Annotated in this window: 26 protein-coding genes; 8 read left to right on the top strand and 18 right to left on the bottom strand. The window is 69.4% G+C overall.

The features are described from left to right. Window positions 1-16 precede the first annotated feature (16 nt). The 3 genes from ACT54X_RS21065 to ACT54X_RS21055 are packed head-to-tail and all read left to right on the top strand — an operon-like array spanning window position 17 to window position 3,022. The gene (locus ACT54X_RS21065) at window positions 17-1,198 is read left to right on the top strand and encodes an amidase (protein WP_294373570.1); all 1,182 of its coding nucleotides are present in this window, start codon (window positions 17-19) and stop codon (window positions 1,196-1,198) included. Between the two features lie 19 nt (window positions 1,199-1,217). Continuing rightward, window positions 1,218-2,489: a Zn-dependent hydrolase gene (locus ACT54X_RS21060; protein WP_294373573.1), complete on the top strand. Its 1,272-nt coding sequence runs from the start codon at window positions 1,218-1,220 to the stop codon at window positions 2,487-2,489. Continuing rightward, window positions 2,486-3,022 carry an ureidoglycolate lyase gene (locus ACT54X_RS21055; RefSeq protein ID WP_294373576.1) on the top strand — a complete coding sequence of 179 codons (537 nt, stop codon included), beginning with the start codon at window positions 2,486-2,488 and terminating at the stop codon, window positions 3,020-3,022. The genes ACT54X_RS21060 and ACT54X_RS21055 overlap by 4 nt, the downstream gene beginning before the upstream one ends. Before the next feature lie 63 nt (window positions 3,023-3,085). On the opposite strand, the gene ACT54X_RS21050 is transcribed toward ACT54X_RS21055, so the two are convergent. Beyond that, the gene (locus ACT54X_RS21050) at window positions 3,086-3,550 is read right to left on the bottom strand and encodes a metallophosphoesterase family protein (protein ID WP_294373579.1); all 465 of its coding nucleotides are present in this window, start codon (window positions 3,548-3,550) and stop codon (window positions 3,086-3,088) included. Window positions 3,551-3,691: 141 nt separating this feature from the next. Here ACT54X_RS21050 and ACT54X_RS21045 point away from each other — a divergent pair, with 141 nt between their 5' ends. The 3 genes from ACT54X_RS21045 to ACT54X_RS21035 are packed head-to-tail and all read left to right on the top strand — an operon-like array spanning window position 3,692 to window position 6,643. Beyond that, complete coding sequence (locus tag ACT54X_RS21045; RefSeq protein ID WP_294373582.1) at window positions 3,692-4,258, top strand: TRAP transporter small permease; 567 nt, start codon at window positions 3,692-3,694, stop codon at window positions 4,256-4,258. Then, window positions 4,255-5,553, top strand: coding sequence for a TRAP transporter large permease (locus ACT54X_RS21040; protein WP_294373584.1), 1,299 nt, complete (start codon window positions 4,255-4,257; stop codon window positions 5,551-5,553). The genes ACT54X_RS21045 and ACT54X_RS21040 overlap by 4 nt, the downstream gene beginning before the upstream one ends. Window positions 5,554-5,596: 43 nt before the next feature. After that, window positions 5,597-6,643 carry a DctP family TRAP transporter solute-binding subunit gene (locus ACT54X_RS21035; RefSeq protein ID WP_294373587.1) on the top strand — a complete coding sequence of 349 codons (1,047 nt, stop codon included), beginning with the start codon at window positions 5,597-5,599 and terminating at the stop codon, window positions 6,641-6,643. A gap of 6 nt (window positions 6,644-6,649) precedes the next feature. Here ACT54X_RS21035 and ACT54X_RS21030 read toward each other — a convergent pair whose 3' ends face one another. From ACT54X_RS21030 to ACT54X_RS21000, 7 genes are all read right to left on the bottom strand, one after another. Next, window positions 6,650-7,033 carry an HdeA/HdeB family chaperone gene (locus tag ACT54X_RS21030; RefSeq protein WP_294373589.1) on the bottom strand — a complete coding sequence of 128 codons (384 nt, stop codon included), beginning with the start codon at window positions 7,031-7,033 and terminating at the stop codon, window positions 6,650-6,652. A gap of 159 nt (window positions 7,034-7,192) precedes the next feature. Further along, entirely contained in the window at window positions 7,193-7,639 is a 447-nt protein-coding gene (rnk, locus tag ACT54X_RS21025) for a nucleoside diphosphate kinase regulator (protein ID WP_294373591.1), read from the bottom strand. Window positions 7,640-7,860: 221 nt separating this feature from the next. Continuing rightward, entirely contained in the window at window positions 7,861-8,598 is a 738-nt protein-coding gene (locus ACT54X_RS21020; RefSeq protein WP_234193710.1) for an amino acid ABC transporter ATP-binding protein, read from the bottom strand. 24 nt (window positions 8,599-8,622) lie between these two features. Beyond that, the gene (locus tag ACT54X_RS21015; RefSeq protein WP_234193037.1) at window positions 8,623-9,291 is read right to left on the bottom strand and encodes an amino acid ABC transporter permease; all 669 of its coding nucleotides are present in this window, start codon (window positions 9,289-9,291) and stop codon (window positions 8,623-8,625) included. 1 nt (window position 9,292) lies between these two features. Then, complete coding sequence (locus tag ACT54X_RS21010; RefSeq protein WP_043114669.1) at window positions 9,293-10,048, bottom strand: amino acid ABC transporter permease; 756 nt, start codon at window positions 10,046-10,048, stop codon at window positions 9,293-9,295. 102 nt (window positions 10,049-10,150) lie between these two features. Further along, window positions 10,151-11,047 carry an amino acid ABC transporter substrate-binding protein gene (locus ACT54X_RS21005; protein WP_294373594.1) on the bottom strand — a complete coding sequence of 299 codons (897 nt, stop codon included), beginning with the start codon at window positions 11,045-11,047 and terminating at the stop codon, window positions 10,151-10,153. Between the two features lie 321 nt (window positions 11,048-11,368). Beyond that, complete coding sequence (locus ACT54X_RS21000) at window positions 11,369-12,325, bottom strand: LysR substrate-binding domain-containing protein (RefSeq protein WP_294373597.1); 957 nt, start codon at window positions 12,323-12,325, stop codon at window positions 11,369-11,371. 71 nt (window positions 12,326-12,396) lie between these two features. On the opposite strand from ACT54X_RS21000, the gene ACT54X_RS20995 reads away from it, so the two are divergent. Then, a complete protein-coding gene (locus ACT54X_RS20995; protein ID WP_294373599.1) occupies window positions 12,397-13,854 on the top strand; it encodes an amidase in 1,458 nt (485 codons plus the stop codon). Window positions 13,855-13,896: 42 nt separating this feature from the next. Here ACT54X_RS20995 and ACT54X_RS20990 read toward each other — a convergent pair whose 3' ends face one another. From ACT54X_RS20990 to ACT54X_RS20980, 3 genes are read right to left on the bottom strand one after another with little or no spacing between them, the layout of a single operon-like run. Next, entirely contained in the window at window positions 13,897-15,399 is a 1,503-nt protein-coding gene (locus ACT54X_RS20990) for a M81 family metallopeptidase (RefSeq protein ID WP_294373601.1), read from the bottom strand. 56 nt (window positions 15,400-15,455) lie between these two features. Next, window positions 15,456-16,394: a 2-hydroxyacid dehydrogenase gene (locus ACT54X_RS20985; RefSeq protein ID WP_476348380.1), complete on the bottom strand. Its 939-nt coding sequence runs from the start codon at window positions 16,392-16,394 to the stop codon at window positions 15,456-15,458. Window positions 16,395-16,420: 26 nt separating this feature from the next. After that, window positions 16,421-18,310: an ABCB family ABC transporter ATP-binding protein/permease gene (locus tag ACT54X_RS20980; protein ID WP_476348378.1), complete on the bottom strand. Its 1,890-nt coding sequence runs from the start codon at window positions 18,308-18,310 to the stop codon at window positions 16,421-16,423. A gap of 77 nt (window positions 18,311-18,387) precedes the next feature. Here ACT54X_RS20980 and ACT54X_RS20975 point away from each other — a divergent pair, with 77 nt between their 5' ends. Then, a complete protein-coding gene (locus ACT54X_RS20975; RefSeq protein ID WP_476348376.1) occupies window positions 18,388-18,810 on the top strand; it encodes an acyl-CoA thioesterase in 423 nt (140 codons plus the stop codon). A gap of 78 nt (window positions 18,811-18,888) precedes the next feature. Here the strand turns inward: ACT54X_RS20975 and ACT54X_RS20970 are convergent, their stop codons facing one another. The 7 genes from ACT54X_RS20970 to ACT54X_RS20940 all read right to left on the bottom strand — a co-directional run bounded on the left by ACT54X_RS20970 (window position 18,889) and on the right by ACT54X_RS20940 (window position 26,194). Next, window positions 18,889-19,653, bottom strand: a complete 765-nt coding sequence (locus ACT54X_RS20970; RefSeq protein WP_476348374.1) for an enoyl-CoA hydratase — start codon at window positions 19,651-19,653, stop codon at window positions 18,889-18,891. Between the two features lie 25 nt (window positions 19,654-19,678). Next, window positions 19,679-20,281, bottom strand: a complete 603-nt coding sequence (locus ACT54X_RS20965; protein ID WP_294373617.1) for a 2-hydroxychromene-2-carboxylate isomerase — start codon at window positions 20,279-20,281, stop codon at window positions 19,679-19,681. A gap of 73 nt (window positions 20,282-20,354) precedes the next feature. Next, window positions 20,355-21,098, bottom strand: a complete 744-nt coding sequence (locus tag ACT54X_RS20960) for an SDR family oxidoreductase (protein WP_476348372.1) — start codon at window positions 21,096-21,098, stop codon at window positions 20,355-20,357. 49 nt (window positions 21,099-21,147) lie between these two features. Then, the gene (locus ACT54X_RS20955) at window positions 21,148-21,978 is read right to left on the bottom strand and encodes an acyl-CoA thioesterase (protein WP_294373621.1); all 831 of its coding nucleotides are present in this window, start codon (window positions 21,976-21,978) and stop codon (window positions 21,148-21,150) included. A gap of 117 nt (window positions 21,979-22,095) precedes the next feature. After that, on the bottom strand, window positions 22,096-23,298 hold the full coding sequence (locus ACT54X_RS20950) for an acetyl-CoA C-acyltransferase (RefSeq protein WP_294373623.1): 1,203 nt from the start codon (window positions 23,296-23,298) through the stop codon (window positions 22,096-22,098). Then, complete coding sequence (locus tag ACT54X_RS20945) at window positions 23,295-23,717, bottom strand: endonuclease domain-containing protein (RefSeq protein WP_476348369.1); 423 nt, start codon at window positions 23,715-23,717, stop codon at window positions 23,295-23,297. Before ACT54X_RS20945 ends, ACT54X_RS20950 begins: the two co-directional genes overlap by 4 nt. A 65-nt stretch (window positions 23,718-23,782) precedes the next feature. Further along, window positions 23,783-26,194 (bottom strand): 3-hydroxyacyl-CoA dehydrogenase NAD-binding domain-containing protein, encoded by a 2,412-nt coding sequence (locus ACT54X_RS20940; RefSeq protein WP_476348367.1) that lies wholly within the window; start codon window positions 26,192-26,194, stop codon window positions 23,783-23,785. Between the last annotated feature and the right edge of the window lie 7 nt (window positions 26,195-26,201).

Raw genomic sequence — 26,201 nt, 5'->3', positions numbered from 1 at the left:
CCGCTTCAGGAAACCCATGCCTCTGCACGACCCCGTCCACGCTTTCGTCCCCTATCCCGACACGCCGGTGCCGCATGCCGCCACCGGGCCGCTGGCGGGCCTGACCTTCGGGGTGAAGGACCTGTTCGACGTCGCGGGCTACCCCACCGGCGGCGGCAGCCCCATCGTGCTGGCGATGTCGGGCATCAAGACCCGCACCGCATCCACGGTGCAGAAGCTGCTCGATGCCGGCGCGGCCTTGGCCGGCAAGACGGTGACCGACGAACTCGCCTTCTCGATGAACGGTGACAACGCGCACTTCGGCGCGCCCATCAACGGTGCCGTGCCGGGGCGCATCAGCGGCGGCTCGTCATCGGGCTCGGCCTCGGCGGTGTCCAACAGCCTGTGCGACTTCGCGCTGGGCACCGACACCGGCGGCTCGGTGCGCGCCCCGGCCAACCACTGCGGCCTGGTCGGCCTTCGCCCCACCCACGGCCGGGTCAGCCTGGAAGGCGCGCTGGACCTCGCCCCCAGCCTGGACACCTGTGGCTGGTTCGCGCGCGACATCGGCACCTTTGCCCGCGTGGCCGACGTGCTGCTGGCCGCCGACCCGGCGCCCCCGCCCACACGGCCGCGCCTGCTGCGCCCCACCGACGTCTGGGCGCTGGCCACGCCCGAGGCCGCCGAAGCGCTGCAGCCCGCACTGGCGCAGGTGGAGGCCGCCTTGGGCACGGCCACTCCCGTCGAAGCCGCGCTGGAGAGCTTCGACGCCATGTACTGGCACTTCCGCCACATCCAGGGCCGCGAGGCCTGGATGACCGACGGCCCGCTGATCGAGCGCTTCGCGCCGCCGCTGGGGCCGGGCGTGAAGGAGCGCTTCGCCTTCTCGCGCGGCGTGACCGATGCGCAGGTGGCCGAGGCGCAGGCCTTTCGCACCCGCTTCCGTGCCCACCTGGCCGCGCTGCTGGGCCACGACGGCGTGCTGGTGATGCCCACCATGCCCGACATCGCGCCGCTGCGCAGCGACCCCGAATCGGCGCTGGAGGACTACCGCAACCGGTCCATCCGCCTGCTGTGCCTGGCAGGACTCGCGGGCTTTCCGCAGCTGTCGCTGCCGCTCGCGCGCCGCGACGATGCGCCGCTGGGCCTGTCGCTGCTGGGCCCTGCCGGCAGCGACCGCAGCCTCATCGCGCTGGCCGAACGGCTGGTGGCCCACTGAACCGATACCCCGCACGACCATGACCACCGCCACCCCCAACCGCCCGCTCGCCATCGACGGCGAGCGCCTCTGGCAATCGCTGATGACGCTGGCGCGCATCGGCGCCACCGACAAGGGCGGCGTCTGCCGCCTGGCCCTGACTGACCTGGACCGCCAGGGCCGCCAGCTCTTCCTGCGCTGGGCGCAGGAGCTGGGCTGCAGCGTGCGCGTCGATGCCATCGGCAACCTCTTCGTGCGCCGCGAGGGCAGCGATCCCACGCGCCCCGCCGTCGCCACCGGCAGCCACATCGACACCCAGCCCACGGGCGGCAAGTTCGACGGCAACTACGGCGTGCTGGCGGGCCTGGAGGTGCTGCGCACGCTCGATGACGCGGGCATCCGCACCGTCGCGCCGCTGGAGGTCTGCGTGTGGACCAACGAGGAAGGCTCGCGCTTCGTGCCGGTGATGATGGGCTCGGGCGTGTACGCCGATGCCTTCACGCTCGACCATGCGCTGGCCGCGCGGGACCGCGAGGGCATCTCGGTGGCAGAAGCCCTGGCGGCCTCGGGTTTCGCCGGCAGCGAGCCCGCCGCCGTGAGCGCAGGCGCGCCGCGCTTCGGCGCCTACTTCGAGGCCCACATCGAGCAGGGCCCGGTGCTCGAAGACGCCGCCGTGCCGCTCGGTGTGGTCACCGGCGCCCTGGGCCAACGCTGGTACGACGTGATCGTGACCGGCCAGGAGGCGCATGCCGGTCCCACGCCCATGCGCCTGCGCCGCGACGCGCTGCAGGCCGCCACCGGCCTGATGCAGGAGGTGGTCGCCATCGCCATGGACGAGCAGCCGCACGGCCGCGGCACTGTCGGCTATGTGCAGGTGCATCCCAACTCGCGCAACGTCATCCCGGGCCGCGTGACCTTCACCGTGGACCTGCGCCATGGCGACGACGAGGGCCTCGCCCGCATGGACGCGCGCCTGCGCGCCGCCTGCGCCGCGCTGCAGGCCGAAGGCCGCGTGAGCGTGTCGGTGGAGCAGACGGTGTACTTCCCGCCCGTGCAGTTCACGCCCCAACTGGTGGCCGCCGTGCGCGAGGGCGCCGAACGCGCCGGCCTGCCGCACCAGGACATCGTCAGCGGCGCCGGGCACGACGCGGTCTACGTCGCGCGGGTCGCGCCGGCCGCGATGATCTTCGTGCCCTGCAAGGACGGCATCTCGCACAACGAGATCGAGGATGCAAACCCCGAGCACCTGGCCGCCGGCTGCAACGTGCTGCTGCATGCCATGCTGGCCCAGGCGGGTGTCGCCACAGGGTGAAGCCGCTTTCGCCCTCGGCCTCGTCTGCGCAGGGCGCCCCCCTGCGGCCACGGCCGCTCAGCGCCGAGGACTTCGCGCCCTATGGCACGGTGATCGAAGCGCCAGCGCAGGGCCACGGCCGTCTCATCAACAACGGGACCACCGAGCGCTTCGACGTGGTGGACGATCTGCAACTGGGCGCCGCCGGCGGACGCGCGACGCTGGCGCTCTTCCGGGCCCAGGCCCGGGGCTTTCCGCACAGCGTGACCGAGATGGAGCGCCACGGCCTCGGCAGCCAGACCTTCATCCCCCTGGGCGTGCTGCGCTTCATCGTGGTGGTGGCGCGTGCAGGCGACGCACCGGGGCCCGCCGACCTCGCCGCATTCCTCACCGATGGGCGCCAGGGCGTGACGCTGGCGCCGGGCACCTGGCACCACGCCCTGCTGGCCGTGGATGCCGGCGACTTCGCCGTCATCGAGCGCGCCGCGGCGCAGGTGGATTGCGAGGTGCATATGCTGGCCACCCCCGCGCTGCTGCATCAGCAGCCCGCCTGAGCCACGACCCCAGACCGGGTGCCAGAGCCCCTCTCCCGCAGGGGGAGAGGGAGCACAAGACCGTCACACCTCCAACAGCATCTTCACCCGCGCCTGCACCCGGCCCTCGCGCACCTGCAGTTCGGCCGCCGACACCGGCAGCTTGAAGCGCCGCGGCCCGGCGCTGCCCGGGTTCACGTAGAGCACTGCTCCCCGCATTTCCACGTGCGGTCGGTGCGAATGGCCGGTGACCACCACCTGCGTGCCGAGGGCCGGCGGCTCGGCCACCAGGTCGGCGATGTCGTGCACCACGCACAGCCGCACGCCGTGCAGCTCGCAGTCCAGCCGCTTGGGGAGCGCCTCGGCCCAGGGGCCGATGTCGTTGTTGCCGCGCACGGCCAGCGTGGGCGCGATGGCGTCCAGCGTCTGCAGCACCTCGGCGCCGCAGATGTCGCCGGCATGCACGATGGCGTCGCTGCCATGCAGCCATTCGAGCGTCTCGGGACGCAGCAGGTTGTGGGTGTCGGAGATGAGGGCGATGCGGGGCATGGCCCGACTGTCGCCAATGTGCGTGTCGCCCGTGCCGTTCATGGAAAGCCCCCATGCGCTCAAGGGACGTCGCCCCCTACGATCCGACGTCGTTTTCCTCCCCGGTGCGGCGCGCGCAAGGCCCGGCCGCCCCCGCCTCCCATGTCCTCCGCCCCCGAGCCCGGCGCCCAGCTGGACGCTGCCAGCCCCCTCCCCCCCGACATCGCCGCCGCCGACGAGCCCGTGAAGGTGCCGCTGGCCATCGAGGACTGGGCCACCGTCGTCATCATGGGCCTCTTGGCCTGCATCACCTTCGCCAACGTGCTGGTGCGTTATTTCACCGACACCTCCTTCGCCTGGACGGAGGAGTTCTCGGTCTTCCTGATGATCCTGCTGGCCATGGTGGGCGGCTGCGCCGCCGTGGCGCGCGACCGGCACATCCGCATCGAATACTTCAGCGAGGCCGGCTCCCTGAACCGCCGTCGGCGCCTCGCGCAGTTCGGCGCGGCCATGGTGGCACTGCTGTTCTTCCTGATCGCGGCGCTGTCGGTGCGCGTGGTGTGGGACGACTGGCGCTTCGAGGAGACCTCGCCCGGCATCGGCGTGCCGCAGTGGTGGTACTCGATCTGGCTGCCCATCGTGTGCACCGGCATCGGCCTGCGTGCCGTGGGCCTGTTCATCCGCCGCGGCCGGCGCCCCGCCGATGGCGGTGAAGGGAGCGACGCATGATCGCCACCCTGCTCTTCGTCGGCTTCGTGGCCATGATGCTGATCGGCGTGCCGATCGGCGCGGCGCTGGGCCTGGCCGGCGCGGCCTGCATCGCGCTGGCCAATGCCGATGCGCAGTGGTTCGGCCTGCTGGCCGTGCCGCAGAACTTCTATGCGGGCCTGGGCAAGTACCCGCTGCTGGCCATTCCGATGTTCGTGCTGGTGGGCTCCATCTTCGACCGCTCGGGCGTCGCACTGCGGCTGGTGAACTTCGCCATCGCCATCGTGGGCCGCGGGCCCGGCATGCTGCCGCTGGTGGCCATCGTGGTGGCCATGTTCCTGGGCGGCATCTCGGGCTCGGGCCCGGCCAATGCCGCCGCCGTGGGCGCGGTGATGATCGCGGCCATGTCGCGCGCCGGCTACCCGGCGGCCTACTCGGCCAGCGTGGTCGGCGCGGCGGCCGCCACCGACATCCTGATCCCACCCTCGGTGGCTTTCATCGTGTATTCGGTGCTGGTGCCGGGCGCCTCGGTGCCGGCGCTGTTCGCGGCCGGCATGGTGCCGGGCATCCTCGCCGGGCTGGCGCTGATCGTGCCGGCGGTGTGGATGGCCCGCCGCCACAAGATGGGTGCGCTGGAGGCCACGCTGCCCCGCCCGCCCTTCTGGCAGAGCCTGCGCGAGGCGGTGTGGGGCCTGGCGGCGCCGGTGCTGATCCTGGGCGGCATGCGCGCCGGCTGGTTCACGCCCACCGAGGCGGCGGTGGTGGCCGTGTTCTACGGCCTCTTCGTGGGCATGGCGATCCATCGCACCATCAAGGTCCGCGACCTGTTCCCGATCCTGCGCGAATCGGGCGAGCTGTCGGCGGTGATCCTGATCGTGGTGTCGCTGGCGGGCATCTTTGCCTATTCGCTTTCCACGCTGGGTGTGATCGACCCGGTGGCCAAGGCCATCGTCAATTCGGGCCTGGGCGAATACGGCGTGCTGTCGCTGGTCATCCTCATGCTGATCACGGTGGGCATGTTCCTGGACGGCGTGTCGATCTTCCTGATCTTCGTTCCGCTGCTGTGGCCCATCGTGCAGCACTACAACTGGGACCCGGTGTGGTTCGGCGTGCTGCTCACGCTCAAGGTGGCGCTGGGCCAGTTCACGCCGCCGCTGGCGGTGAACCTGATGGTGTCCTGCCGCATCGCCGGCGTGCGCATGGAGTCCACCGTGCGCTGGGTGGGCTGGATGCTGTTCGCCATGTTCCTGGTGATGGTGGCCGTGATCATCTGGCCGCAGCTGGCGCTGTGGCTGCCGCGCTACCTGGGCTACTGACGACGCCGGAGCCCCCGACAAGACAACCCAAAGGAGACGAAGCATGACCCCATCCACCTTCCGCCGCAGCCTCATCGGCCTGGCCGCCGCCGCCGTGGCCCTCGCCACCTTCTCGACCGGCGCCGCCGCGCAGTCGGCCTACAAGGCCGAATACAAGATGTCCCTGGTGCTGGGCCCGCCCACGCCCTGGGGCATGGCCGGCAAGCTCTGGGCCGACATGGTCAAGGAGCGCACGCAGGGCCGCATCAACATCAAGCTCTATCCCGGCGTCTCGCTGATCCAGGGCGACCAGACGCGCGAATTCAGCGCGCTGCGCCAGGGCGTGATCGACATGGCGGTGGGCTCGACCATCAACTGGTCGCCGCAGGTGAAGGAGCTCAACCTCTTCTCCATGCCCTTCCTGATGCCCGACTACGCCGCCATCGACGCGCTGACGCAGGGCGAGGTGGGCAAGGACATCTTCGCGCGCCTGGACAAGGCAGGCGTCGTGCCGCTGGCCTGGGGCGAGAACGGCTTCCGCGAGGTGACCAATTCCAAGCGCCCCATCAAGACGCCCGAAGACCTCAAGGGCATGAAGCTGCGCGTGGTGGGCTCGCCCATCTATTCCGACACCTTCAGCGCCCTGGGTGCCAACCCCACGCAGATGAGCTGGGCCGATGCACAGCCGGCGCTGGCCAGCGGCGCGGTGGACGGGCAGGAGAACCCGCTGTTCCTGTTCACCGTGCTGAAGATGCACACCGTGGGCCAGAAGTACGTGACCACCTGGGGCTACGTGGCCGACCCGCTGATCTTCGTGGTCAACAAGGAGATCTGGGCCAGCTGGACGCCCGCCGACCAGGCCATCGTGCGTCAGGCCGCCATCGATGCGGGCAAGCAGGAAATCGCCCTGGCCCGCAAGGGCCTGACCGAAGCCGACAAGCCGCTGCTCAAGGAGATCGCCGGCATGGGCGTGACGGTGACCCAGCTCACGCCGGCCGAGCGGGACGCCTTCGTGAAGGCCACGCGGCCGGTCTACGCCAAGTGGAAGGGCACCATCGGCGCCGGCCTGGTCGACAAGGCCGAGAAGGCCATCGCGGCGCGGCAGAAGTAAGGCGGCTTACTTGGCCTTTTGCATCCCGGCCCCATGCACGGGGTCGGAGGCCATGCTGCTGGCCATCACCTGCCTGTAGGCCGACTTGGTGAGGTTGATCTTGCAGAACTCGTCGAGCTGCGGCTTGATCTTCTCGACCGCCACCTCGTCGAACACCGCGTCCTTCTTGCCGTGCGTGCCGTGGCCCACGGCGTAGTAGATGAACTTGGGCTTCACGGTCTCGTCGAGCGCCACGTAGTCGGAGCAGCGCATCTTGACGATGGGCTTGGCGGTGGCCGTGGCTTGCACCGGAGCGGGAGCAGCCGGGGCAGGCGGCGGCGTCTGTGCCATCGCGGCCGAGGCGGCCAGGGTCGACAAGGTCAGGACGGAGAGGGCTGCGAGAACTTTCATGGGGACACTCCTGGGGCAAGAACATGGGTGAGGGCATGGCCGGTCACCACGGACCGGCCACGTCCACGGCCTATCGCCCGGACACCGCAGGTGTCGGAGGGCGATGGGTTCATCCTAGGAATGGGCGCTTAGAAGGTTCTTAAACAGGCACAGGCCCGGTCAGCGCAGCAACTCGCCGCTGGCCTCGGGCTGAAAGGTGATGGCCTCCACCTGCAGCACGGCCGCGCGCCCGTCGGGAGCACGCCAGCGTGCCTCCTGACCCGCCCGCAGGCCCAGCAAGGCGATGCCCACGGGCGACAGCACGGAGATGCGGCCCTGGCCCGCATCGGCCTCGTCAGGATAGACCAGCGCGATCTCGCGGGCGGTGGACGCGCCGGCCTCGGCCACACGCAGGCGCGAGCGCATCGTCACCACGTCGGGCGCCACCTGTGCGGAAGGCACCAGCTCGGCGCTGTCGAGCACATCCTGCAGCGCATCGGCCGCCGCGGACGGGGCCTGCAGCCATTTGCCGAGACGCACATGGTCCAGCTCGGTCAGCACACGCACCGGCGCGGCCGTGGCGGACGAGGACGTGGTCGGGGAAGAAGAGGAAGAAGAAAAAGACATCGCACGACTCCTGAAAAACAATCGCCGGGTGCAAGCCCGGCGATGCGATTGGCGAGGAGGATGGATGCGTGCTCGCCGGGCTCAGGAGGGTGCGGCCAGGCACTGGCCGCGCAGGCGCCGCTGGACGCCCACGCGCGTGCACGCCCGCAAGACGGGGCGGTGCGCAGCGAAGGGGCAGAAGCGGAACATGCGTGGCCGGTCGGTGCGATCGCAGACGGGACTCAGTGCTGCAGGATCTTGTTGAGGAAGTCCTTGGTGCGCGGCTGGCGGTTCTCCGGATGGCCGAAGAACTCTTCCTTGGAGCAGTCTTCCAGGATGCGGCCGCCCACGTCGATGAAGATCACGCGGCTGGCCACCTTGCGCGCGAAGCCCATCTCATGGGTCACGCACATCATGGTCATGCCTTCCTTGGCCAGGCTCACCATCACGTCCAGCACCTCGCCGACCATCTCGGGGTCCAGCGCCGAGGTGGGCTCGTCGAAGAGCATGACGATGGGGTCCATCGACAGGGCGCGGGCGATGGCCACGCGCTGCTGCTGACCACCGGAGAGCTGGCCGGGGAACTTGTCCTTGTGCGCCATCAGGCCCACGCGGTCCAGCATCTTCAGGCCTCGGGTCTTGGCCTCGTCCGCACTGCGGCCCAGCACCTTCATCTGCGCGATGGTGAGGTTCTCGGTCACCGACAGGTGCGGGAACAGCTCGAAGTGCTGGAACACCATGCCCACCTTGGAGCGCAGCTTGGGCAGATTGGTCTTGGGGTCGTTGACCTTGACGCCGTTGACGACGATCTCGCCCTTCTGGATCGGCTCCAGCGCGTTCACCGTCTTGATCAGCGTGGACTTGCCCGAGCCCGACGGGCCGCACACCACCACCACATCGCCCTTGTCGATGCTCACCGAGCAGTCGTGCAGCACCTGGACGGGGCCGTACCACTTCGAGACGTTCTTGATTTCGATCATTTTTTCAGCCATGGCTTGAACCCTTCATCGGATGATGGCGATTTTCTTGTGCAGTCGCTTGACCATGTAGGACAGCGAATAGCAGAGGATGAAATAGACGACGGCGGCCAGCAGGTAGGCCTCCTCGGGACGGCCGAAGTTCTTGCCTGCCGTCTCGAAGCCCTTGAGCAGGTCGTAGGCGCCGATGGCATAGACCAGCGAGGTGTCCTGGAACAGGATGATGGTCTGCGTCAACAGCACCGGCAGCATGTTGCGGAAGGCCTGCGGCAGGATCACCAGTGTCATGTTCTGCTTGTAGGTCATGCCCACCGCCATGCCCGCGAACACCTGGCCGCGCGGGATCGACTGGATGCCGGCGCGCATGATCTCCGAGAAGTAGGCGGCCTCGAAGCAGATGAAGGTGACGATGGCCGAGGTCTCGGCACCGATGGGCCGGCCGATGACGAAAGGCACCAGCAGGAAGAAGCCCAGGATCACCATCACCAGCGGCACCGAACGCATGCCGTTGACGTACACCGCCGCCGGGAAGTCCAGCCACTTCTTGCCCGACAGCCGCATGAGCGCCAGCAGCGTGCCGAAGAAGATGCCGCCCAGCGTGGCGACCACGGTGAGCATCACGCTGAAGTACAGGCCCTTCAGCACATAGGTGCTGATGAGGTTCCAGCTGTAGAAGGAAAAGTCGAGGCCCAACATGTCAGTGGCCTCCCGTCCCGCCCGCGGCCACGAAGCCCGGCACGCGGATCCTGCGCTCGATGAAGGTCATGATGCGGTTGATCAGCATGGCGCTGATGACATAGAGGATGACGACCCCGATGTAGATCGGGATCTGGGCCGAGGTCTCCTCGCCGGCCTGCAGGTAGAACTGCGTGAGCTCGGGGATCGACACCGCGAAGGCGACGGAGGAGTTCTTGAAGATGTTCATCGACTCGCTGGTCAGCGGCGGCATGATGATCCGGTAGGCCATCGGCAGCAGCACGAAGCGGTAGTACTGGAAGGTGGTGAAGCCCACCGCCATGCCCGCGTAGCGCTGACCGCGCGGCAGCGCCTGGATGCCCGAGCGCAATTGCTCGGCGATCCGCGCCGAGGTGAAGAAACCGAGGGCGCACACCACCAGCACCAGCGGCGGCAGGTCACGCATCGCCGGAATCATCTTGGGCAGCACGAAGTACCAGATGAACACCTGCACCAGCAGCGGGATGTTGCGGAACAGCTCCACCCACGCATTGCCGAAGCGCACCAGCCAGGGACTGTCCGGCAGGGTACGCAAGGTGCCGATGATCGAGCCGACCACCAGCGCCAGCAGCAGGGCCGCGAGCGCGACGCTCACGGTCCAGCCCCAGGCATTGAGCATCCACTGCAGATAGGTCTGGTCGCGCCCGTGTGCAAAACAGCTGGCGACCGCCTCATTGGTGAGCGTGTCCTGGCAGAAAACCGACATATCCAGGCTCAGCATCCATCCTCCTCCGCGGGTCAGGCCCCGCGCTCATTCCATCGAAAAGCCCGCGTCGGCAGGCGTGCCGCGCGGGCTTGGCTATTGAGGTCGACAGAGACCTTACTTGTTGGCGTAGGCTTCCATCGGCTTGTCGTTCGGGTTGGCCCAGGCGTCCTTGGTGCTCTGCGACGCGGGCATGTTCAGGTTGACGTTGTTCGGCGGGATCGGCTGCATGAACCACTTGTCGTACAGCTTGGCCAGCGAGCCATCCTTGATCTGGCGGACGATGCTGTCGTCGACAGCCTTCTTCAGCTTGGCATCGCCCTTGGGCAGCATGCAGGCGATCGGCTCGACCGACAGCACTTCGCCGACGAGCTTGAAGTCCTTCGGGTTCTTCGACTTGGCGGCGTTGGCGGCCAGGATGGAGCCGTCCATCACGAAGGCGTCGGCGCGGCCCGACTCGAGCAGCAGGAAGCTGTCGGCGTGGTCCTTGCCCATGACTTCCTTGAAGTCGATGCCTTCGGCGCGCTTGTTCTTGCGCAGCGTCTGGACCGAGGTCGTGCCCGTGGTGGTGGCGACGGTCTTGCCCTTCAGGTCGGCGATGCCGTTGATGCCGGAGTCGGCCTTGGTCAGGATGCGGACTTCTTCCACGTAGGTCGTGTAGGCGAAGTCGACGTCCTTCTGACGCGCGGTGTTGTTGGTGGTGGAGCCGCACTCGAAGTCGATGGTGCCGTTCTGCACCAGCGGCACGCGGTTCTGCGAGGTGATGACCTGGTAGTTGATGGTCAGGGGCTTGCCCAGGTCCTTGCCGATGTCCTTGATGATGTTCTCGGCCATTTCGGTGTGGAAGCCGACGTACTTGCCGCCGCCCAGCGTGAAGGCCAGGCCGGACGAATCGCGCACGCCGAGGTTGACCGCGCCGCGCTCCTTGATCTTGGCCAGGGTGTCGGTGGCCTGCGCGAACGCTGCGCTGGTGGCGAGCGCCGCGATGGCGATGAGCGTGAGTTGCTTCTTCATGAATGTTCCTTGGGAGGGGTCGGGGACGGGCGAAATTCTAGACACACACCTTTTTCGGGATAACCCGAACCAAGAGGGTGCAGAACCCACCAACATTGGGCATTAAAACAGCGCGCTGCGCACCACAAAGTGAGGCGTGCGCCCTCTGTGTCAGGGCTTTGCAAGGGTTAGCAGTCTCCATGCCCAAGCTGTGGCAGGCCCATGTGCATCAGGGATGGAGGCATGCATACACGGCATCGCAAATGCATGGCTCGCAGCGCCCCCCGCGCTGAAGGCGGGGACAGATGCGCTGCGCAGCGCCGCGGGAAGGCGCCGGACCGGTCAATCGGCGGCCGGTTGCGCGTTGGTCAGGTAGGCCCAGAGCAGATCGGCCGCGCGCTTGGGCGTGGAGCCGCCGTCGCCGCCGCGGGCCGGGGCCGCCGGGCGCTCGCGGTAGGCACGGATCTCCATCGTGGCCTCCAGCGGCGCCATGTCCGGTCCGTTGGCGCTGACCAGCTTGCGCGAGCGCACCTCGTTGCGCACGGCGCTCTGCGGCAGGAAGGCGATGCCATGGCCTTCGAGGGCCATGACCTTCAGGCCCTCGGCCATGTCGGTCTCGTAGACGCGGTCCAGGTGGATGGGCACGGAGGACGACTTGAGCAGTTGGTCGACCACGCCGCCCAGGTAGGCGCCCGGTGCATAGCCCAGGTAGGGCAGCGGCCAGCCGGGCTGCCCCGGCAGGCGGTGGCGCGGTTGGCCTTCCGCGTCGGGCCTCACCCACGGTGCGACCACCTCTTCGCCGAGGTGGACCATTTCGTAGCGGTGGGTGTCCAGCTGCAGCGGCTGGGAGGGATGCTGATAGGCGATCAGCAGGTCGCAGTTGCCTTCCACCAGCCGCATCATGGCGTCGTGCACGTTCAGGGCGATCAGCCGGCTCTTGAGCGGACCGAACTCCTGCCGCAGCCGCGTGACCCAGCTCGGGAAGAAGGTGAAGGCCAGCGTGTGCGGCACGGCGAACTCGATCACGTCCTGCGCCACGGCCGAATGGCCGCGCAGCATGGCCCGGGTGCTCTGCAGCGACTGCAGGATCTCCAGCGCCTGGGTGTAGAGGGTCTGGCCGGCGGCCGTGAGCCGCGTGGGATAGCTGCTGCGGTCCACCAGGTCGGTGCCGGCCCAGCTCTCGAGGGCCTGGATGCGGCGCGAGAAGGCCGGCTGGGTCACGTGCCGCAACTGGGCCGAGCGGCTGAAGCTGCGGGTTTCGGCGAGGCTCACGAAGTCCTCCAGCCATTTGGTTTCCATGGCGCGCGATTATGGTCCTGGGTACGCTCCAGGCCCGGCCTGCCTGTCCCGCATTTCCTGTCCACCTGCCCATGACCGCCTCCGACCTCCTCGACCTCGATGCCACCACCCTGTCGCGCCGCATCGCCGACCGCAGCCTCTCGTGCCGCGAGTTGATGCAGGCCACGCTGGCGCGCATCGACGCGCTCAACGCGCGCTTCAACGCCCTGGTCTCGCTGCGCGATGCCGACGCCGTGCTGGCCGAGGCCGATGCCCGCGATGCCCAGCTCGCGCGCGGCGAGCGCCTGGGCTGGATGCACGGCTTTCCACTGGCCGTGAAGGACCTGAGCCACGCCGCGGGCCTGCCCACCTCCATGGGCTCGCCGCTGGCACCGAAGAGCCCGGCGAGGCAGGACAGCCTGCACGTGGCCCGTGCCCGGGCCGCAGGCGCCATCGTCATCGGCAAGAGCAACACGCCCGAGTTCGGCCTGGGCTCGCACACCTACAACACCGTCTTCGGCACCACCCGCAATGCCTGGGACGACGGCAAGTCCGCCGGTGGCAGCAGCGGCGGTGCGGCGGTGGCGCTGGCACTGGGCATGCTGCCGGTGGCCGACGGCAGCGACATGATGGGCTCGCTGCGCAACCCCGCGGCCTTCAACAACGTCATCGGCTTCCGGCCGTCGCGCGGACGCGTGCCGGGCTCGCCGGACGAGGACCTGTTCTTCCAGCAGCTGGGCACCGAAGGCCCCATGGCGCGAACGGTGGAGGATGCCGCCCGCCTGCTGTGCGTGCAGGCGGGCGTCGATGCGCGCGTGCCGCTCTCGCTGCCGCAGGCGCTGCCGGATGCCGATGCGCTCGACCTGCGCACCGAGGTGAAGGGCCGGCGCATCGGCTGGCTGGGCAGCCTCTGGCCCGAGCTGCCGGTGGACCCGGCCGTGATGGCCACCTGCGAGCAGGCGCTGCCCGTGTTCCGCACGCTGGGCTGCGAGGTCGAGGCCTGCCAGCTCGATGTGCCCCGCGAGCAGAACTGGCAGGCCTGGTTGCGCCTGCGCCAGCTGCTGGTGGGCGGCAAGCTGGGCGCGCTGGCGGCCGACCCGCGCAACCATGCGCGCATCAAGCCGGAGGCGCTGTGGGAGATCGAACAGGCCCGCCACCTCGACGCCGCCTCGCTCTACCAGGCCTCGATCTGGCGCTCGAATGTCTACCGCGCCTTCGTGCGGCTCTTCGAGCGCTTCGATGCCGTGGTGGCGCCGACGGCGCAGGTCTTTCCCTTCGATGCCGACCTGCACTGGCCGGGCGAAGTGGCCGGCGTGAAGAGCCAGACCTACCACCACTGGATGGAGATCGTCACGCCCTTCACGCTGGCCGGGCTGCCCACGCTCAATGTGCGCGCGGGCTTCGGGCCGCAAGGCCTGCCGATGGGACTGCAGCTGGCCGGGCCGGTCAACGCCGACCTCGCAGTCCTGCAGCTGGGCCATGCCTACGACCAGGCCTGCCCGTGGTCGGCGCTGCGGCCGCCTGTGCTGACGCCGCGCGAATCGCGCTGAGGCGCCTGCAACGCCCGGGGACCGTGCGATGAAGCGGCGGCGTCAGGGCCGCGGCGACATGCCTGCCGGCAGCTTCGTCCACGGCAGGTCGGCCGGGTCGGCAGCCATGGGGCCCGGCGCCTTGGCCACCAGGATGTGGCTGGCGATGGGCGCGAAGTCGGCGCGGAAGTGCACCGAGCTCTTGTTGACCAGCAGCTTCATGGCCTCGGGCGCGATGCCGAGGAAGCGGTAGAGCTCGCGGTCCAGCATCTGCGTCTTGAGCGTGCAGACACCGACCAGCACGCCGTCCACCTCCAGGCAGGCGCTGGGGCCGAGGCGGACCTCACCGCCCATGCCCATCGGCCCCTTGAGCACCACATGGCCATCCCGCAGCGCACGCACCGTGGCCCGCGCGCGCACCGGCTCATCGCTGAACTGGCCGCCCCAGGTGGGCACGCGCCGGCCGAGCTGCACCTCGATCTGCGCGCCCTCCCCCGCCGCATGGGCCGCAGCGGCCGCCTCCGGGTCGGCCAGCAGGCCCAGCGCCACCTGCCCCGGAAAGCGCCGGCCTGCGCCCGCGGCCAGCAGCGCATGGAGCATGCCGGTGGTGTTGCTGTCGCCCCCGGCGCCAGGGTTGTCCTGCGTATCGGCGATGACCACCGGTTCCGAGACGTCCGCGGCCAGCGCCAGTGCCTCGGTCACCGCGGCTTCGGGCGTCTTCAGGTCCAGCCGCCATTGGCTGCGCGGCTGGTCCACGCGCGCGAAGAGCGCGTCGACGGCCACCTGGGCCTGCTCGCCATGGGCCCAGATCACCGGGCCGCATTCGGCGATGTCCGCCGCCGGAAAGCCCATGGCGAAGCTGAGGACCGTGCCCTGTGTGGCATCCAGGCGCAGCAGTTCGTCGTAGACGGCGTCGGCCGGGGCGGTCATGGTGCTCTGCGCATTGAGCGGCAGCAGGAAGTCGAGCCGGCGCACGGCCAGCGGCTCGCGGCTGCCGCGGGCCAGGCGACGTGCCAGCAGCATGGCCGCCAGCGCGCCGGTGTCCTTCATGTCCACATGCGGATAGGTGCGGTAGGCCACCAGCGCATCGGCCACCGTGAGCATGGCCTGGGTCACGTTGGCATGCAGATCCAGGCTGGCGACGATGGGCACCTGCGGGCCCACCACGGCACGGATACGCGCCAGCAATTCGCCCTCGGGGTCGTCCAGATGCTGGGTGACGGCGGCGCCGTGCAGGTCGAGGTAGACCGCATCGACGCCCGGACCGGCCAGCGCGGCGCGCAGGTCGGCATCGATGTCGCCGGCGATGCGCTCGAAGGCCTCGCGCGTGACATGGGCCGAGGGATTGGCGCCGGCCCAGCCCGAGGCGGTGAGCGTCCAGCCCTGGGCTTCGGCCGCCTCGATGAAGCCGCCGATGGGAATGGCCTTGCCGCGATAGGCCTCGATGACCACCGGCCCCCGCCGGTAGGCCGGAAAGCCCGAGCCCGCCTCGAAGGCGGCCCAGTCGGCCAGGGTGGGCGCGAAGGTGTTGGTCTCGTGCTGGAAGCCGGCGATGAAGACGTTCATGGGACAGTGCGGCGAGGGAATCGGGTGCGGGGTGCGGTGCTCGGCGATGCAGGCACTCAGATCGGCGACACCACGCCACGGCCGGCGAAATGGCCTTCAGCATTGGCCATGAAGCGGTCCACGCTGCATTGCACGGCCTCGGGCGACCAGCCGGCCATATGGGGCGAGAGCACGATGTTGGCGAGGCCGATGAGCGGCTCCGGCCGCCTGGGCTCGCTCTCGTACACGTCGAGCGCGGCACCGGCGATGGTGTCACTGCGCAAGGCTTCGGCCAGCGCCTCGGTATCGACCAGGCTTCCGCGGCCCACATTGACCAGGTAGCCGTGCGGACCCAGCGCCTGCAGCACCTGCGCATTCACCTTGTGCCGCGTGGCCGCACCGCCGGGCGCCGCGCACACCAGCACGTCGCACCAGCGCGCGAGCTCGGCCAGGTCGTCGAAGTAGCGGTGCGGCGAGCCTTCGACCGGCCGGCGGTTGTGGTAGCCCACCGGCATGTCGAAGCCGGCGGCGCGGCGCGCCAGCTTGGCACCGATGGCGCCCATGCCGAAGATGCCCAGGCGCCGGCCTTCGAGCTGCGGCGGCATGGTGAGCACGTCGCGCCACACGCCCTCGCGGCACAGCCGGTCGCGCTCGGGAATGCGGCGCACGATGGCCAGGATCAGGCCGAAGGCATGGTCGGCCACCGTGCTGTCGTTGGTGCCGGCGCCGTTGGCCGTGACGATGCCGCGCGCCCGCAGCGCATCCATCGGCAGGCCCTCATAGCCCACGCCCATGCAGCACACCAGCTCCAGCGCCGGCATGGCCGCGATCTCTTCGGGCGTCAGGCCCACGGTGCCGATGGTGAGCACGGCGCGGAAGTCGCGGCCCCGGCTGGCGATGGCGGCGGCACGCTCTGCCGGCGTCGGTGCGTAGACGAGGTCGTAGACGGCGCCGATCTGCTGCACATGCGCGGGCGTCTGCTGGTTGAGGACGAGAAGAGGGATCTTGGCGGACATGGAAGCGAAGGGAAGCAAGAAACGGGTCAGGCGGGCTGCGCGGCGCCGTCGGGCGAGGCGATCAACGGAACAGGCGAGGCCTCGGCCGGGCGCTCGTTCTGCTGCAGCGACCACATGCGCGCGTACACGCCGCCGCGCGCCAGCAGCTCGGCATGGGTGCCGCGCTCGACCACGTGGCCGGCGTCGAGCACCAGGATCTCGTGCGCGTCGACCACCGTCGACAGGCGGTGCGCGATCACCAGCGTGGTCTTGCCGCGCGCAGCGCTGGCCAGCTCGGCCTGGATGGCGCGCTCGTTGGCGGAGTCGAGCGCCGACGTGGCCTCGTCGAAGATCAGGATGGGCGGGTTCTTGAGCAGTGTGCGGGCGATGGCCACGCGCTGCTTCTCGCCGCCGGAGAGCTTGAGGCCGCGCTCGCCCACCGTGGTGTCGTAGCCCTTGGGCGTGGCGGCGATGAAGGCATGGATGCGGGCCGCGCGCGCCGCCGCCTCCACCTCGGCCTGGCTGGCATCGGGCCGGCCGTAGGCGATGTTGTAGCCGATGGTGTCGTTGAAGAGGACCGTGTCCTGCGGAACGATGCCGATGGCCGCGCGCAGGCTGTGCTGGGTCACTTCGCGGATGTCCTGCCCGCCGATGCGGATGGCGCCGCCGCCAGTGCCGGCCGAGGCCGGATCGACATCGTAGAAGCGGTACAGCAGCCGCGCCAGCGTGGACTTGCCCGCACCCGAAGGGCCGACCACCGCGACCGTCTTGCCGGCCGGGATGGTGAAGCTCAGGCCGCGCAGGATGGGTCGTGCCGCCTCGTAGGCGAAATGCACGTCGTCGAACTGCACGTCGCCTTCCGGATGGCGAAGCGGCCGCGCGCCCGGCGCATCGGCCACCTCGCGCTCGCGCTCCAGCAGCGCGAACATCTTCTCCAGGTCCACCAGGCTCTGCTTGATCTCGCGGTAGAGCACGCCCAGGAAGTTGAGCGGGATGTACAGCTGGATCATGAAGGCATTGACCATGACCAGATCGCCCAGCGTCATGCGCCCGTCCACCACGCCCTGCGTGGCACGCCACAGCATGGCCACCAGGCTGAGCGCGATCAGCATCTGCTGGCCGGTGTTGAGCAGCGACAGCGTGGTCTGGCTGCGCACGGCGGCGCGGCGGTAGCGCTCCAGCTGCTCGTCGTAGCGGCGGGCCTCGAAACCCTCGTTGTTGAAGTACTTGACCGTCTCGTAGTTCAGCAGCGAATCCACGGCTCGGCTCTGCGCCTTGGCGCCCAGCTCGTTCATGCTGCGCCGGAACTGTGTGCGCCATTCGGTCACCCACACGGTGAAGCCGATGTACACCACCAGCGCGGAGCCCGTGATGGCGACGAACCACCAGTCGAAGCGCACGCCCAGGATGCCGAGCACCAGCACCAGCTCGATCAGCGTGGGCACGATGCTGTAGAGCGAATAGGAGATGAGCGAATGCACCGCCTGGCTGCCGCGCTCGATGTCGCGCGTCATGCCGCCCGTCTGCCGCTCCAGATGGAAGCGCAGCGACAGCCCGTGCAGGTGGCGGAACACCTCCAGCGAGATGCGCCGCGCCGCGCCCTCGGTGGCGCGGGCGAAGACCAGCTCGCGCAGCTCGGTGAAGAGCGAGGTGGAAAAGCGCAGCAGCCCGTAGCCCACCAGCAGCGCAGCCGGCACCACCAGCAGCGCGCGCGGGTCGCCCGGCTGCAGCGTCATCGCATCGACGAGGTGCTTGAGCAGCACCGGCACGCTCACGTTGGCCAGCTTGGCGCCCACCATGAACAGCAGGGCCGCCAGCACCCGCCACTTGTAGGCCCACAGGTAGGGGAACAGGCGCCGCAGCGTGGCGGCATCGCTGCGCGCGGGCGCAGGCGCGCCCGGCTCGGCAGCGGGCGGCAAGGAGTGGACAGGTCTCATGGGGGCTTGTGTCGCGACAGGCGATCGGCCATGTCGCATGCGGGACAATCCGCGGCGTTGTTTTCCCGGATTGTCCAATGACCGCCCCGACCGCCGCCCCCGCCGTCCTCAAAAGCCTGCCCGCCGATATGGAGCTGGTGCTCAAGGTGATCCCGATGCCGGCCGACACCAATGGCAACGGCGACATCTTCGGCGGCTGGGTCATGGCCCAGGTCGACCTGGCCGGCTCGGTGATCCCGGCCCGTTATGCGCAGGGCCGCATGGCCACGGTGGCGGTCAACGAATTCATCTTCAAGCAGCCCGTGCGCGTGGGCGACCTGCTGTCCTTCTATGCCGCCGTCACGCGCGTGGGCCGCACCTCGGTCACGGTGAAGGTCGAGGTCTTCGCCGAGCGCATCCGCCAGCAGGGCGAGTACGTGAAGGTGACCGAGGCGTCCCTCACCTACGTGGCCATCGACGAGAACGGCCGGCCACGGCCGGTGGTGGCGCCGAAGGGCTGAGGGCCGTCGATCCCGGCCCGCTTGCCAGATGGTGCGCGGGCTCCGGGCACGCTGCGCCGCCGGCCGGGCCCTGCGGCCTCAGACCTTGCTGAAGTCCGGCCGACGCTTTTCCATGAAGGCCGTGAAGGCCTCGCGGGCCGCGGGCTCGCGCAGCATGCGGCCGAAGCTCGCGCCCTCCTCGCCCATGCGCTCGACCACGGCGGCCGACTGCGTCTTCTTGAGCAGCCGCTTGGTCTCGATCAGCGCCGACAGCGGCTTGGCGGCCAATTTGCGGGCCTGCTGCTGCGCGTAGGCATTGCACTCGGTGGGCGGCAGCACGCGGTTGACCAGCCCGACTTCGAGTGCGGCCTCGGCCATGAAGGGCTCGCCCAGCAGCAGCGCCTCGGCCGCGCGGTGGTAGCCGAACATCTGCGGCACCAGCAGACTCGACGCCGCCTCGGGGCATAGGCCCAGGTTGACGAAGGGCATCGAGAAGGCGGCGTTGTCGCCGGCATAGACCAGGTCGCAGTGGAAGAGCAGCGTGGTGCCGATGCCCACCGCCGGGCCGCAGACGGCCGCGACTACGGGTTTGGGAAAGGCCGCGATACCGCGCAGGAAGCGGAACACCGGCGACTCCTGGCCCGACGGCGGCTTGTTCAGGAAGTCGCCGATGTCGTTGCCCGCCGAAAAGATGGTGGCATCGCCCTGGATCAGCACGCAGCGTACGGCCGCGTCGTCGCGCGCGGCGTCGAGCGCGTCGGCCAGCGCGGCGTACATGCTGCTGGTGATGGAGTTCTTCTTGTCGACGCGGTTGAAGGTCAGGGTGGTCACACCCGCTTCGGTGTGGACGAGGATGTCGCTCATGGTGTTGGTGAGGTGAAGAGAAAAATCAACGGGGCACGAGGGCGTCGCGCACGAAGTCCAGCCGGTCCTGGCCCCAGAACATCTGGTCGCCGACGAACATCGTCGGCGCGCCGAACACGCCGCGCTCCACGGCCTCCTGCGTGGTGGCCTTGAGCTGGTCCTTGACGTCCTGCTGGCCGGCCAGCGCCAGGCATTCAGCGGCATTGAAGCCGGCGGCCGTGAGCACGGCGGCCAGCTCGCCCGTATCGCCCAGGTTGCGCGGCTGCGCCCACATGGCGTCGAACACGGCCTGCGCGTAGCCCTGGAAGCGTTCGGGCCGATGCAGCTGCATCGCCATGGCGCCGCGCATCAGCGTCAGCGTGTTGATGGGGAAGTGCGGATTGTGCTCAAAGGGCACGCCGGCGCGGCGAGCGAAACGCTGCAGGTCATCACGCATGTAGCGGCCCTTGGCCTCGACCTCGGCCGGCGAGCGGTTGCCCGTGGCCTGGAAGACGCCGCCCAGCAGCATGGGTCGCCACACCAGCTCGGCGCCGGTGTCGGCACACACATGGGGCAGCTGCATCCAGGCCAGGTAGGCGGCGGGGCTGCCGAAGTCGAAGAAGCATTCGACGCGGGCGGGAGCGGTCATGGGGTGTCTCCTGTATTTGTCGTAGGGGTGCCGCAATGATGCCGGGCGGGCCCGCCTGACGCACAGGCCGTGCTCAGAAATTCTCGATCCACGGCCGCAGGTCCAGCTCGTGGGTCCAGGCGTCGCGCGGCTGGCGGTGCAGCATGACGTAGGCCTGGGCGATGTGATCGGGGTTCAGAATGCCGTCGTCGGCCTTGCGCGCATAGCGCTCGGGGAAATTGCTGCGGATGAATTCCGTGTCGATGGCGCCATCGATGATGGTGTGCGCCACATGGACGCCCTGCGGCCCCAGCTCGCGCGCCATGCTCTGCGCCAGCGCACGCAATGCCATCTTGGCGCCCGAGAAGGCGGCGAAGTTGGCGCCGCCGCGCAGCGAAGCCGTGGCGCCGGTGAACAGAATCGTCCCGCGCTGGCCGCCCGCCGGCAGCGGCCGGGCCACCATGCGCTTCGCGACCTCGCGGGCGTTGAGGAAGCCCGAGAAGCAGGCCATCTCCCAGACCTTGAAGTACTTGCGCGCGGTCTCGGTGAGGATGCTCTCGGGCACGTTGGCGCCGATGTTGAACACCATCACCTCGATGGGCCCGATGGTCGATTCGATCTGCTCGACCAGCGCGACGACCTCCTCCTCCTTGCGGGCATCGCTGCCGAAGGCATGGGCCGAGCCGCCGTCGGCCTGGATCTGCGCCACAAGCGGTGCCAGCTTGTCGGCGCTGCGGCGGGTGACGCATGCGGCATAGCCTTCGCGCGCGAAGGCGCGGGCGATGGCGCCGCCGGTGGCGTCACCGGCGCCGACGATCAGGGCTGCGGGCTGGGGCATGGTGGCTCCTGGCGATGAAAAGGAACGCGCGGGCTCGGAACGACACGCGTCATTCCTTGAAGTAGACGATCTGGTGGCTGGTGGCCAGCAGCAGCCCGGCCTCGCTCCACAGCTGTGCCGTCTGGTCGAAGAAGCCGTTGCGGAACTGCTGGCCGGTCGCGCGACCCAGCAGGAAGCCTTCGCCCACGGCCGCCAGCTCGGCCGCGCTGGTGTGGAAGTAGGTGGTGATGGACACGGTTCCCGCCGGCACCGGCCGGGCGCGACGGAGCCACACGCGCGGGTAGAAGACATCGCTCATCGCCGCCAGCGCCGGGAAGTCCAGCGTGCGCGGCTGGGCGTCGCGCACCCAGATCAGCGTTTCGCTGTGGTCGCCGGCATCGTTCCACTCGCGCGGAATGCCGCCGCTGATGGGCCGCATGTCGTACTGGCCGACCCAGGCCACGCCCTTGGGGCCGGTGCCCATGCCGGCGACCTGGGCAGGCTCGGGTACCTGCGGCATGGCGACGTCGGTGGTGCCCCAGGTCTGCCGACGTGCTGCGGTGACGACGGTGGCCGTGGTGTTGAGCTGGGGCTTGCCGTCGTCGTCCGCCTGGCTGAGCGTGAGCGTCCAGTGCTGCGTGGAGCGGTTGGTGCGCACCGGCAGCGCCTGCACCTGCAGCGGACCTTCGGTCACGGCTGCTGCGTAGTTGACGGTGAGGGCGATGGGCTCGCCGAGCCGCTCCGGATGCTGCATCACGGCCTGCAGCAGCAATGCCGCGGTCGTGCCGCCGAAGGGCCCTACCATGTTCCAGTAGTCGGGGCTCGTAGCCCCGGTGAAGAGCCCGGACTGGATGTCGCTGTGCGACAGCGCGAGGGCACGATCGAGCGGGTGGTCGTTCATGGCGGCAGTGTGCATAAAGCGACTGGGCGCGCGAGTCGTGTACGGGACGCGCTGGCCTCCGTAGGAACCCGCAACCCGGGGCGGCCGGCCTGGGCGCCGGCCGACCAGGGTGCCGACTCAGACGCGCTCGAAGATGCCCGCGGCGCCCTGCCCCATGCCCACGCACATGGTCACCATGCCGTACTTGAGCTGCTTGCGGCGCAGCGCATGCACGACGGTGGCCGCGCGGATGGCGCCCGTGGCGCCCAGCGGGTGGCCCAGGGCGATGGCACCGCCCATCGGGTTGACCTTGGCGACGTCCAGGCCCAGCGTGTTGATCACGGCGAGCGACTGGGCCGCGAAGGCCTCGTTCAGCTCGATCCAGTCGATGTCGTCCTGCTTCAGGCCCGCATAGCGCAGCGCGGCCGGGATGGCCTCGATGGGGCCGATGCCCATGATGGCCGGCGGCACGCCCTTGCTGGCGAAGCTGACGAAGCGCGCCAGCGGCTGCAGGTCGTACTTCTGGCAGGCGGCCTCGCTGGCCAGGATCAGCGCGCCGGCACCATCCGAGGTCTGCGAGCTGTTGCCGGCCGTGACCGAGCCCCGGGCCGCGAACACGGTGCGCAGCTTGGCCAGGCCTTCGAGGCTGGTGTCCGGGCGCGGGCCCTCGTCCAGGCTGACGGTGCGCGTTTTCGCGGTGGTCTCGCCGCTGGCGGCGTCGAAGCCGCGGTCGGTCACCTCGATGGGGGTGATCTCGTCGGCGAACTCGCCGGCCTGCTGCGCGGCGACGGCGCGTCGGTGCGATTCGAGCGCGAAGGCGTCCTGCGCCTCGCGACTCACCTTCCACTGCTGCGCCACCTTCTCGGCCGTCAGACCCATGCCGTAGGCGATGCCCACGTCGCCGTCGCGCTCGAAGATCGAGGGCGACAGCGAGGGCGCGTTGCCCATCATCGGCACCATGCTCATGCTTTCGACGCCGGCGGCGATCATGACCTCGGCCTCGCCCACGCGGATCCGGTCGGCGGCCATCTGCACGGCCGACAGCCCGGAGGCGCAGAAGCGGTTGACGGTGATGCCGCCCACGCTGGTGGGCAGGCCGGCCAGCACGGCGCCGATGCGCGCCACGTTCAGGCCCTGCTGGGCCTCGGGAATGGCGCAGCCGCAGACGATGTCCTCGATGGTCTGCGGATCGAGGCGCGGCACCTGCGCCAGCGCCGCCTTCAGCGTGGTGGCCAGCAGGTCGTCGGGCCGGGTGTTGCGGAAGAAGCCGCGATGCGACTTGCCGATGGGGGTGCGCGTGGCGGCGACGATGTAGGCGTCTTGAACTTGCTTGCTGCTCATGCCGGGGCTCCTGGGTATTGGGCTCCTTCCCCCGCTGGGGGAAGGCTGGGATGGGGGCTCGCCTGCGCCGCCAACGATGCCAGTCGATGGGCAATGGCGTGCAGAACACCCTCTGGATTGATGAAGGGTTCGTTGGATGCGAAGCGCAAGACGGCGAATCCTTGCGCCTCGAAGAAAGCTTCGCGCGCCGCGTCGTAGGCGCGCTGCTGCGCATGCTGCGAACCGTCGAGTTCCACGATCAGCTTCGGCGCCAGGCAGGCGAAGTCCGCGATGTACGGACCCAGCGGATGCTGCCGCCGGAACTTCACACCCAGCTGCTCGCCGCGCAGACACGACCCCAGGCGACGCTCGGAGTCGGTCATCGCGGTGCGGAGGGCGCGCGCGTGGGTGCGAGCGGCGGAGGTGGATTGGTTCTGCATGAGCGGTGTTGCGGCACTGGCCCCCATCCCTGCCTTCCCCCAGGGGGGGGAAGGAGCAAGGCGGGTCAGTTGCGGACCGGCTTGCCCGTCGAGAGCATCCCCATGATCCGTTCCTGTGTCTTCGGATGCTGCACCAGCGCGCAGAAGGCTTCGCGCTCCAGGCGCATCAGGTACTCCTCCGTCACCAGGGTGCCGGGGTCCACGTCGCCGCCGGTCACCACGTGGGCGATCAGGCTGGCGATGTGGAAGTCGTGCTGGCTGATGAAGCCCCCGTCGCGCATGTTGACCAGCTGGCCCTTGATGGTGGCGGCGCCGCTGCGGCCGGCCACGCGGAAGGGCTTCTTCAGCGGCGGGCGCCAGCCGGCGTCGCTCATGGCCTTGACCTGGCCGATGGCCACGTGCAGCAGCTCGTCCTTGTGCGGGACGATCACGTCGCCCTCGACCAGGTAGCCCAGCATCTTCGATTCCAGCGCGCTGGTGCCCACCTTGGCCATGGCCGCGGCGGTGAAGCCTTCGGTGAGGAAGGGCAACAGGTCGGTGCCCGTGGAGGCGGCGGCGTTCTCGGCCGCGCGGCGGGCGATGTAGGTCAGGCCGCCGGCGCCGGGCACCAGGCCCACGCCCACTTCCACCAGGCCGATGTAGCTTTCCATCGCAACCACGCGGCGGGCGCTGTGCACCGCCAGCTCGCAGCCGCCGCCCAGGGCCATGCCGCGCACCGCGGAAACCACCGGCACGTTGGCATAGCGGATGCGCAGCATCACGTCCTGCAGCGCCTGCTCGGCGCCTTCGATGGCACCCACGCCGGCCACCACGAAGGCGGGCAGCATGGCCTGCAGGTCGGCGCCGACGGAGAACTTGTCCGAAGGCGACCAGATCACCAGGCCCTGGTACTCGCGCTCGGCCAGCGCCACGGCCTCGGCCAGCGCCTCGGCCACGTCGGGGCTGATGGCATTCATCTTGGAATGGATGCTGGCGATCAGCACGCCCTCATAGCCCGCGCGGTCCAGCGTCCAGACGCGCACGTCGCCGTCGTCGCTGATCGTGGTGCCGGACTCTTCGGCGGCCTTGGCGCCGCTGCCGAGAACGCTCTCGGGGAAGAGCTGGCGTGCATGCACCGGCATGCGGCGCTCAGGCACGAAGCGCTGCTCGGCGGCGCTCCAGGAGCCTTCGGGCGTGTGCACGCCGCCGGCCTCGGCCACCGGACCTTCAAAGACCCACTTGGGCAGCGGCGCCTTGGCCAGCGCCTTGCCGGCGTCGATGTCCTCCTGGATCCACTGCGCGACCTGCGACCAGCCGGCCTCCTGCCACAGCTCGAAGGGGCCCTGCTTCATGCCGAAGCCCCAGCGCATGGCCAGGTCCACGTCGCGGGCGCTCTCGGCGATCTCGCCCAGGTGCAGCGCCGCGTAGTGGAAGCCGTCGCGCAGGATGGCCCACAGGAACTGGCCCTGCGGTCCTTCGCTCTCGCGCAGCAGCTTGAGCCGCTGGCCGGCCGGTTTCTTGAGCATGCGGCCGTAGACCTCGTCGGCCTTCTGGCCGGCGGGCACGTAGTCGCCCGATTCGAGGTCGAAGCGCAGGATGTCGCGGCCCGCCTTCTTGTAGAAGCCGCCCTTGGTCTTCTGGCCCAGGCGGCCCAGCTCGATCAGCTTGGCCAGCACCGGCGGCGTGGCGAAGTTGGGGTAGAACGGATCGGTGGCCTCGCTCAGGTTGTCCTGCAGCGTCTTGACGACGTGGGCCATGGTGTCCAGGCCCACCACGTCGGCGGTGCGGAAGGTGCCCGAGCTGGCACGGCCCAGGCGCTTGCCCGTCAGGTCATCGACCACGTCGAAGGACAGGCCGAACTTCTCCACCTCCTTCATCGTGGCCAGCATGCCGGCGATGCCGATGCGGTTGGCGATGAAGTTGGGCGTGTCCTTGGCCCGTACCACGCCCTTGCCGAGGGCGGTGACGGCGAAGGCCTCCAGGTCGTCCTGCACCTGCGCATCGGTGGTGGGCGTGGGGATCAGCTCCACCAGCGTCATGTAGCGCGGCGGGTTGAAGAAGTGGATGCCGCAGAAGCGCGGGCGGATGCTCTCGGGCACCGCTTCGGCCAGCTTGGTGATCGACAGGCCCGAGGTGTTGGAGGCCAGGATGGCATGCGGCGCGACGTGGGGCGCGATCTTCTTGTACAGATCGAGCTTCCAGTCCATGCGCTCGGCGATGGCCTCGATCACCAGGTCGCATTCGCCCAGCAGGCCGAGGTGCTCCTCGTAGTTCGCCGCCTGAATCAGCGCCGCGTCCTCGGCCACGCCCAGGGGGGCAGGCTTGAGCTTCTTAAGGTTGTCGATGGCCTTGAGCACGATGCCGCTCTTGGTCCCCTCTTTGGCGGGCAGGTCGAACAGGATGACCGGCACGCGCACGTTGACGAGATGCGCGGCGATCTGCGCGCCCATCACGCCTGCGCCCAGAACGGCGACTTTCTTGACTTGGAATCGGGACATGTCTCTG

The sequence above is a fragment of the Pseudacidovorax sp. DMC4 genome (genome assembly GCF_056314265.1).
Note: the sequence above shows the minus strand (reverse complement) of the source record. Positions and strands in the feature narration are given on the sequence as shown.

What these genes read in the sequence shown, in the direction of transcription:
- ACT54X_RS21065 (WP_294373570.1), top strand. Translation starts at nt 17, where the DNA reads ATGCCTCTGCACGACCCCGTCCACGCTTTCGTCCCCTATCCCGACACG.
- ACT54X_RS21060 (WP_294373573.1), top strand. Translation starts at nt 1,218, where the DNA reads ATGACCACCGCCACCCCCAACCGCCCGCTCGCCATCGACGGCGAGCGC.
- ACT54X_RS21050 (WP_294373579.1), bottom strand. Translation starts at nt 3,550, where the DNA reads ATGCCCCGCATCGCCCTCATCTCCGACACCCACAACCTGCTGCGTCCC.
- ACT54X_RS21045 (WP_294373582.1), top strand. Translation starts at nt 3,692, where the DNA reads ATGTCCTCCGCCCCCGAGCCCGGCGCCCAGCTGGACGCTGCCAGCCCC.
- ACT54X_RS21040 (WP_294373584.1), top strand. Translation starts at nt 4,255, where the DNA reads ATGATCGCCACCCTGCTCTTCGTCGGCTTCGTGGCCATGATGCTGATC.
- ACT54X_RS21035 (WP_294373587.1), top strand. Translation starts at nt 5,597, where the DNA reads ATGACCCCATCCACCTTCCGCCGCAGCCTCATCGGCCTGGCCGCCGCC.
- ACT54X_RS21030 (WP_294373589.1), bottom strand. Translation starts at nt 7,033, where the DNA reads ATGAAAGTTCTCGCAGCCCTCTCCGTCCTGACCTTGTCGACCCTGGCC.
- rnk (WP_294373591.1), bottom strand. Translation starts at nt 7,639, where the DNA reads ATGTCTTTTTCTTCTTCCTCTTCTTCCCCGACCACGTCCTCGTCCGCC.
- ACT54X_RS21020 (WP_234193710.1), bottom strand. Translation starts at nt 8,598, where the DNA reads ATGATCGAAATCAAGAACGTCTCGAAGTGGTACGGCCCCGTCCAGGTG.
- ACT54X_RS21015 (WP_234193037.1), bottom strand. Translation starts at nt 9,291, where the DNA reads ATGTTGGGCCTCGACTTTTCCTTCTACAGCTGGAACCTCATCAGCACC.
- ACT54X_RS21005 (WP_294373594.1), bottom strand. Translation starts at nt 11,047, where the DNA reads ATGAAGAAGCAACTCACGCTCATCGCCATCGCGGCGCTCGCCACCAGC.
- ACT54X_RS21000 (WP_294373597.1), bottom strand. Translation starts at nt 12,325, where the DNA reads ATGGAAACCAAATGGCTGGAGGACTTCGTGAGCCTCGCCGAAACCCGC.
- ACT54X_RS20995 (WP_294373599.1), top strand. Translation starts at nt 12,397, where the DNA reads ATGACCGCCTCCGACCTCCTCGACCTCGATGCCACCACCCTGTCGCGC.
- ACT54X_RS20990 (WP_294373601.1), bottom strand. Translation starts at nt 15,399, where the DNA reads ATGAACGTCTTCATCGCCGGCTTCCAGCACGAGACCAACACCTTCGCG.
- ACT54X_RS20985 (WP_476348380.1), bottom strand. Translation starts at nt 16,394, where the DNA reads ATGTCCGCCAAGATCCCTCTTCTCGTCCTCAACCAGCAGACGCCCGCG.
- ACT54X_RS20980 (WP_476348378.1), bottom strand. Translation starts at nt 18,310, where the DNA reads ATGAGACCTGTCCACTCCTTGCCGCCCGCTGCCGAGCCGGGCGCGCCT.
- ACT54X_RS20975 (WP_476348376.1), top strand. Translation starts at nt 18,388, where the DNA reads ATGACCGCCCCGACCGCCGCCCCCGCCGTCCTCAAAAGCCTGCCCGCC.
- ACT54X_RS20970 (WP_476348374.1), bottom strand. Translation starts at nt 19,653, where the DNA reads ATGAGCGACATCCTCGTCCACACCGAAGCGGGTGTGACCACCCTGACC.
- ACT54X_RS20965 (WP_294373617.1), bottom strand. Translation starts at nt 20,281, where the DNA reads ATGACCGCTCCCGCCCGCGTCGAATGCTTCTTCGACTTCGGCAGCCCC.
- ACT54X_RS20960 (WP_476348372.1), bottom strand. Translation starts at nt 21,098, where the DNA reads ATGCCCCAGCCCGCAGCCCTGATCGTCGGCGCCGGTGACGCCACCGGC.
- ACT54X_RS20955 (WP_294373621.1), bottom strand. Translation starts at nt 21,978, where the DNA reads ATGAACGACCACCCGCTCGATCGTGCCCTCGCGCTGTCGCACAGCGAC.
- ACT54X_RS20950 (WP_294373623.1), bottom strand. Translation starts at nt 23,298, where the DNA reads ATGAGCAGCAAGCAAGTTCAAGACGCCTACATCGTCGCCGCCACGCGC.
- ACT54X_RS20945 (WP_476348369.1), bottom strand. Translation starts at nt 23,717, where the DNA reads ATGCAGAACCAATCCACCTCCGCCGCTCGCACCCACGCGCGCGCCCTC.
- ACT54X_RS20940 (WP_476348367.1), bottom strand. Translation starts at nt 26,194, where the DNA reads ATGTCCCGATTCCAAGTCAAGAAAGTCGCCGTTCTGGGCGCAGGCGTG.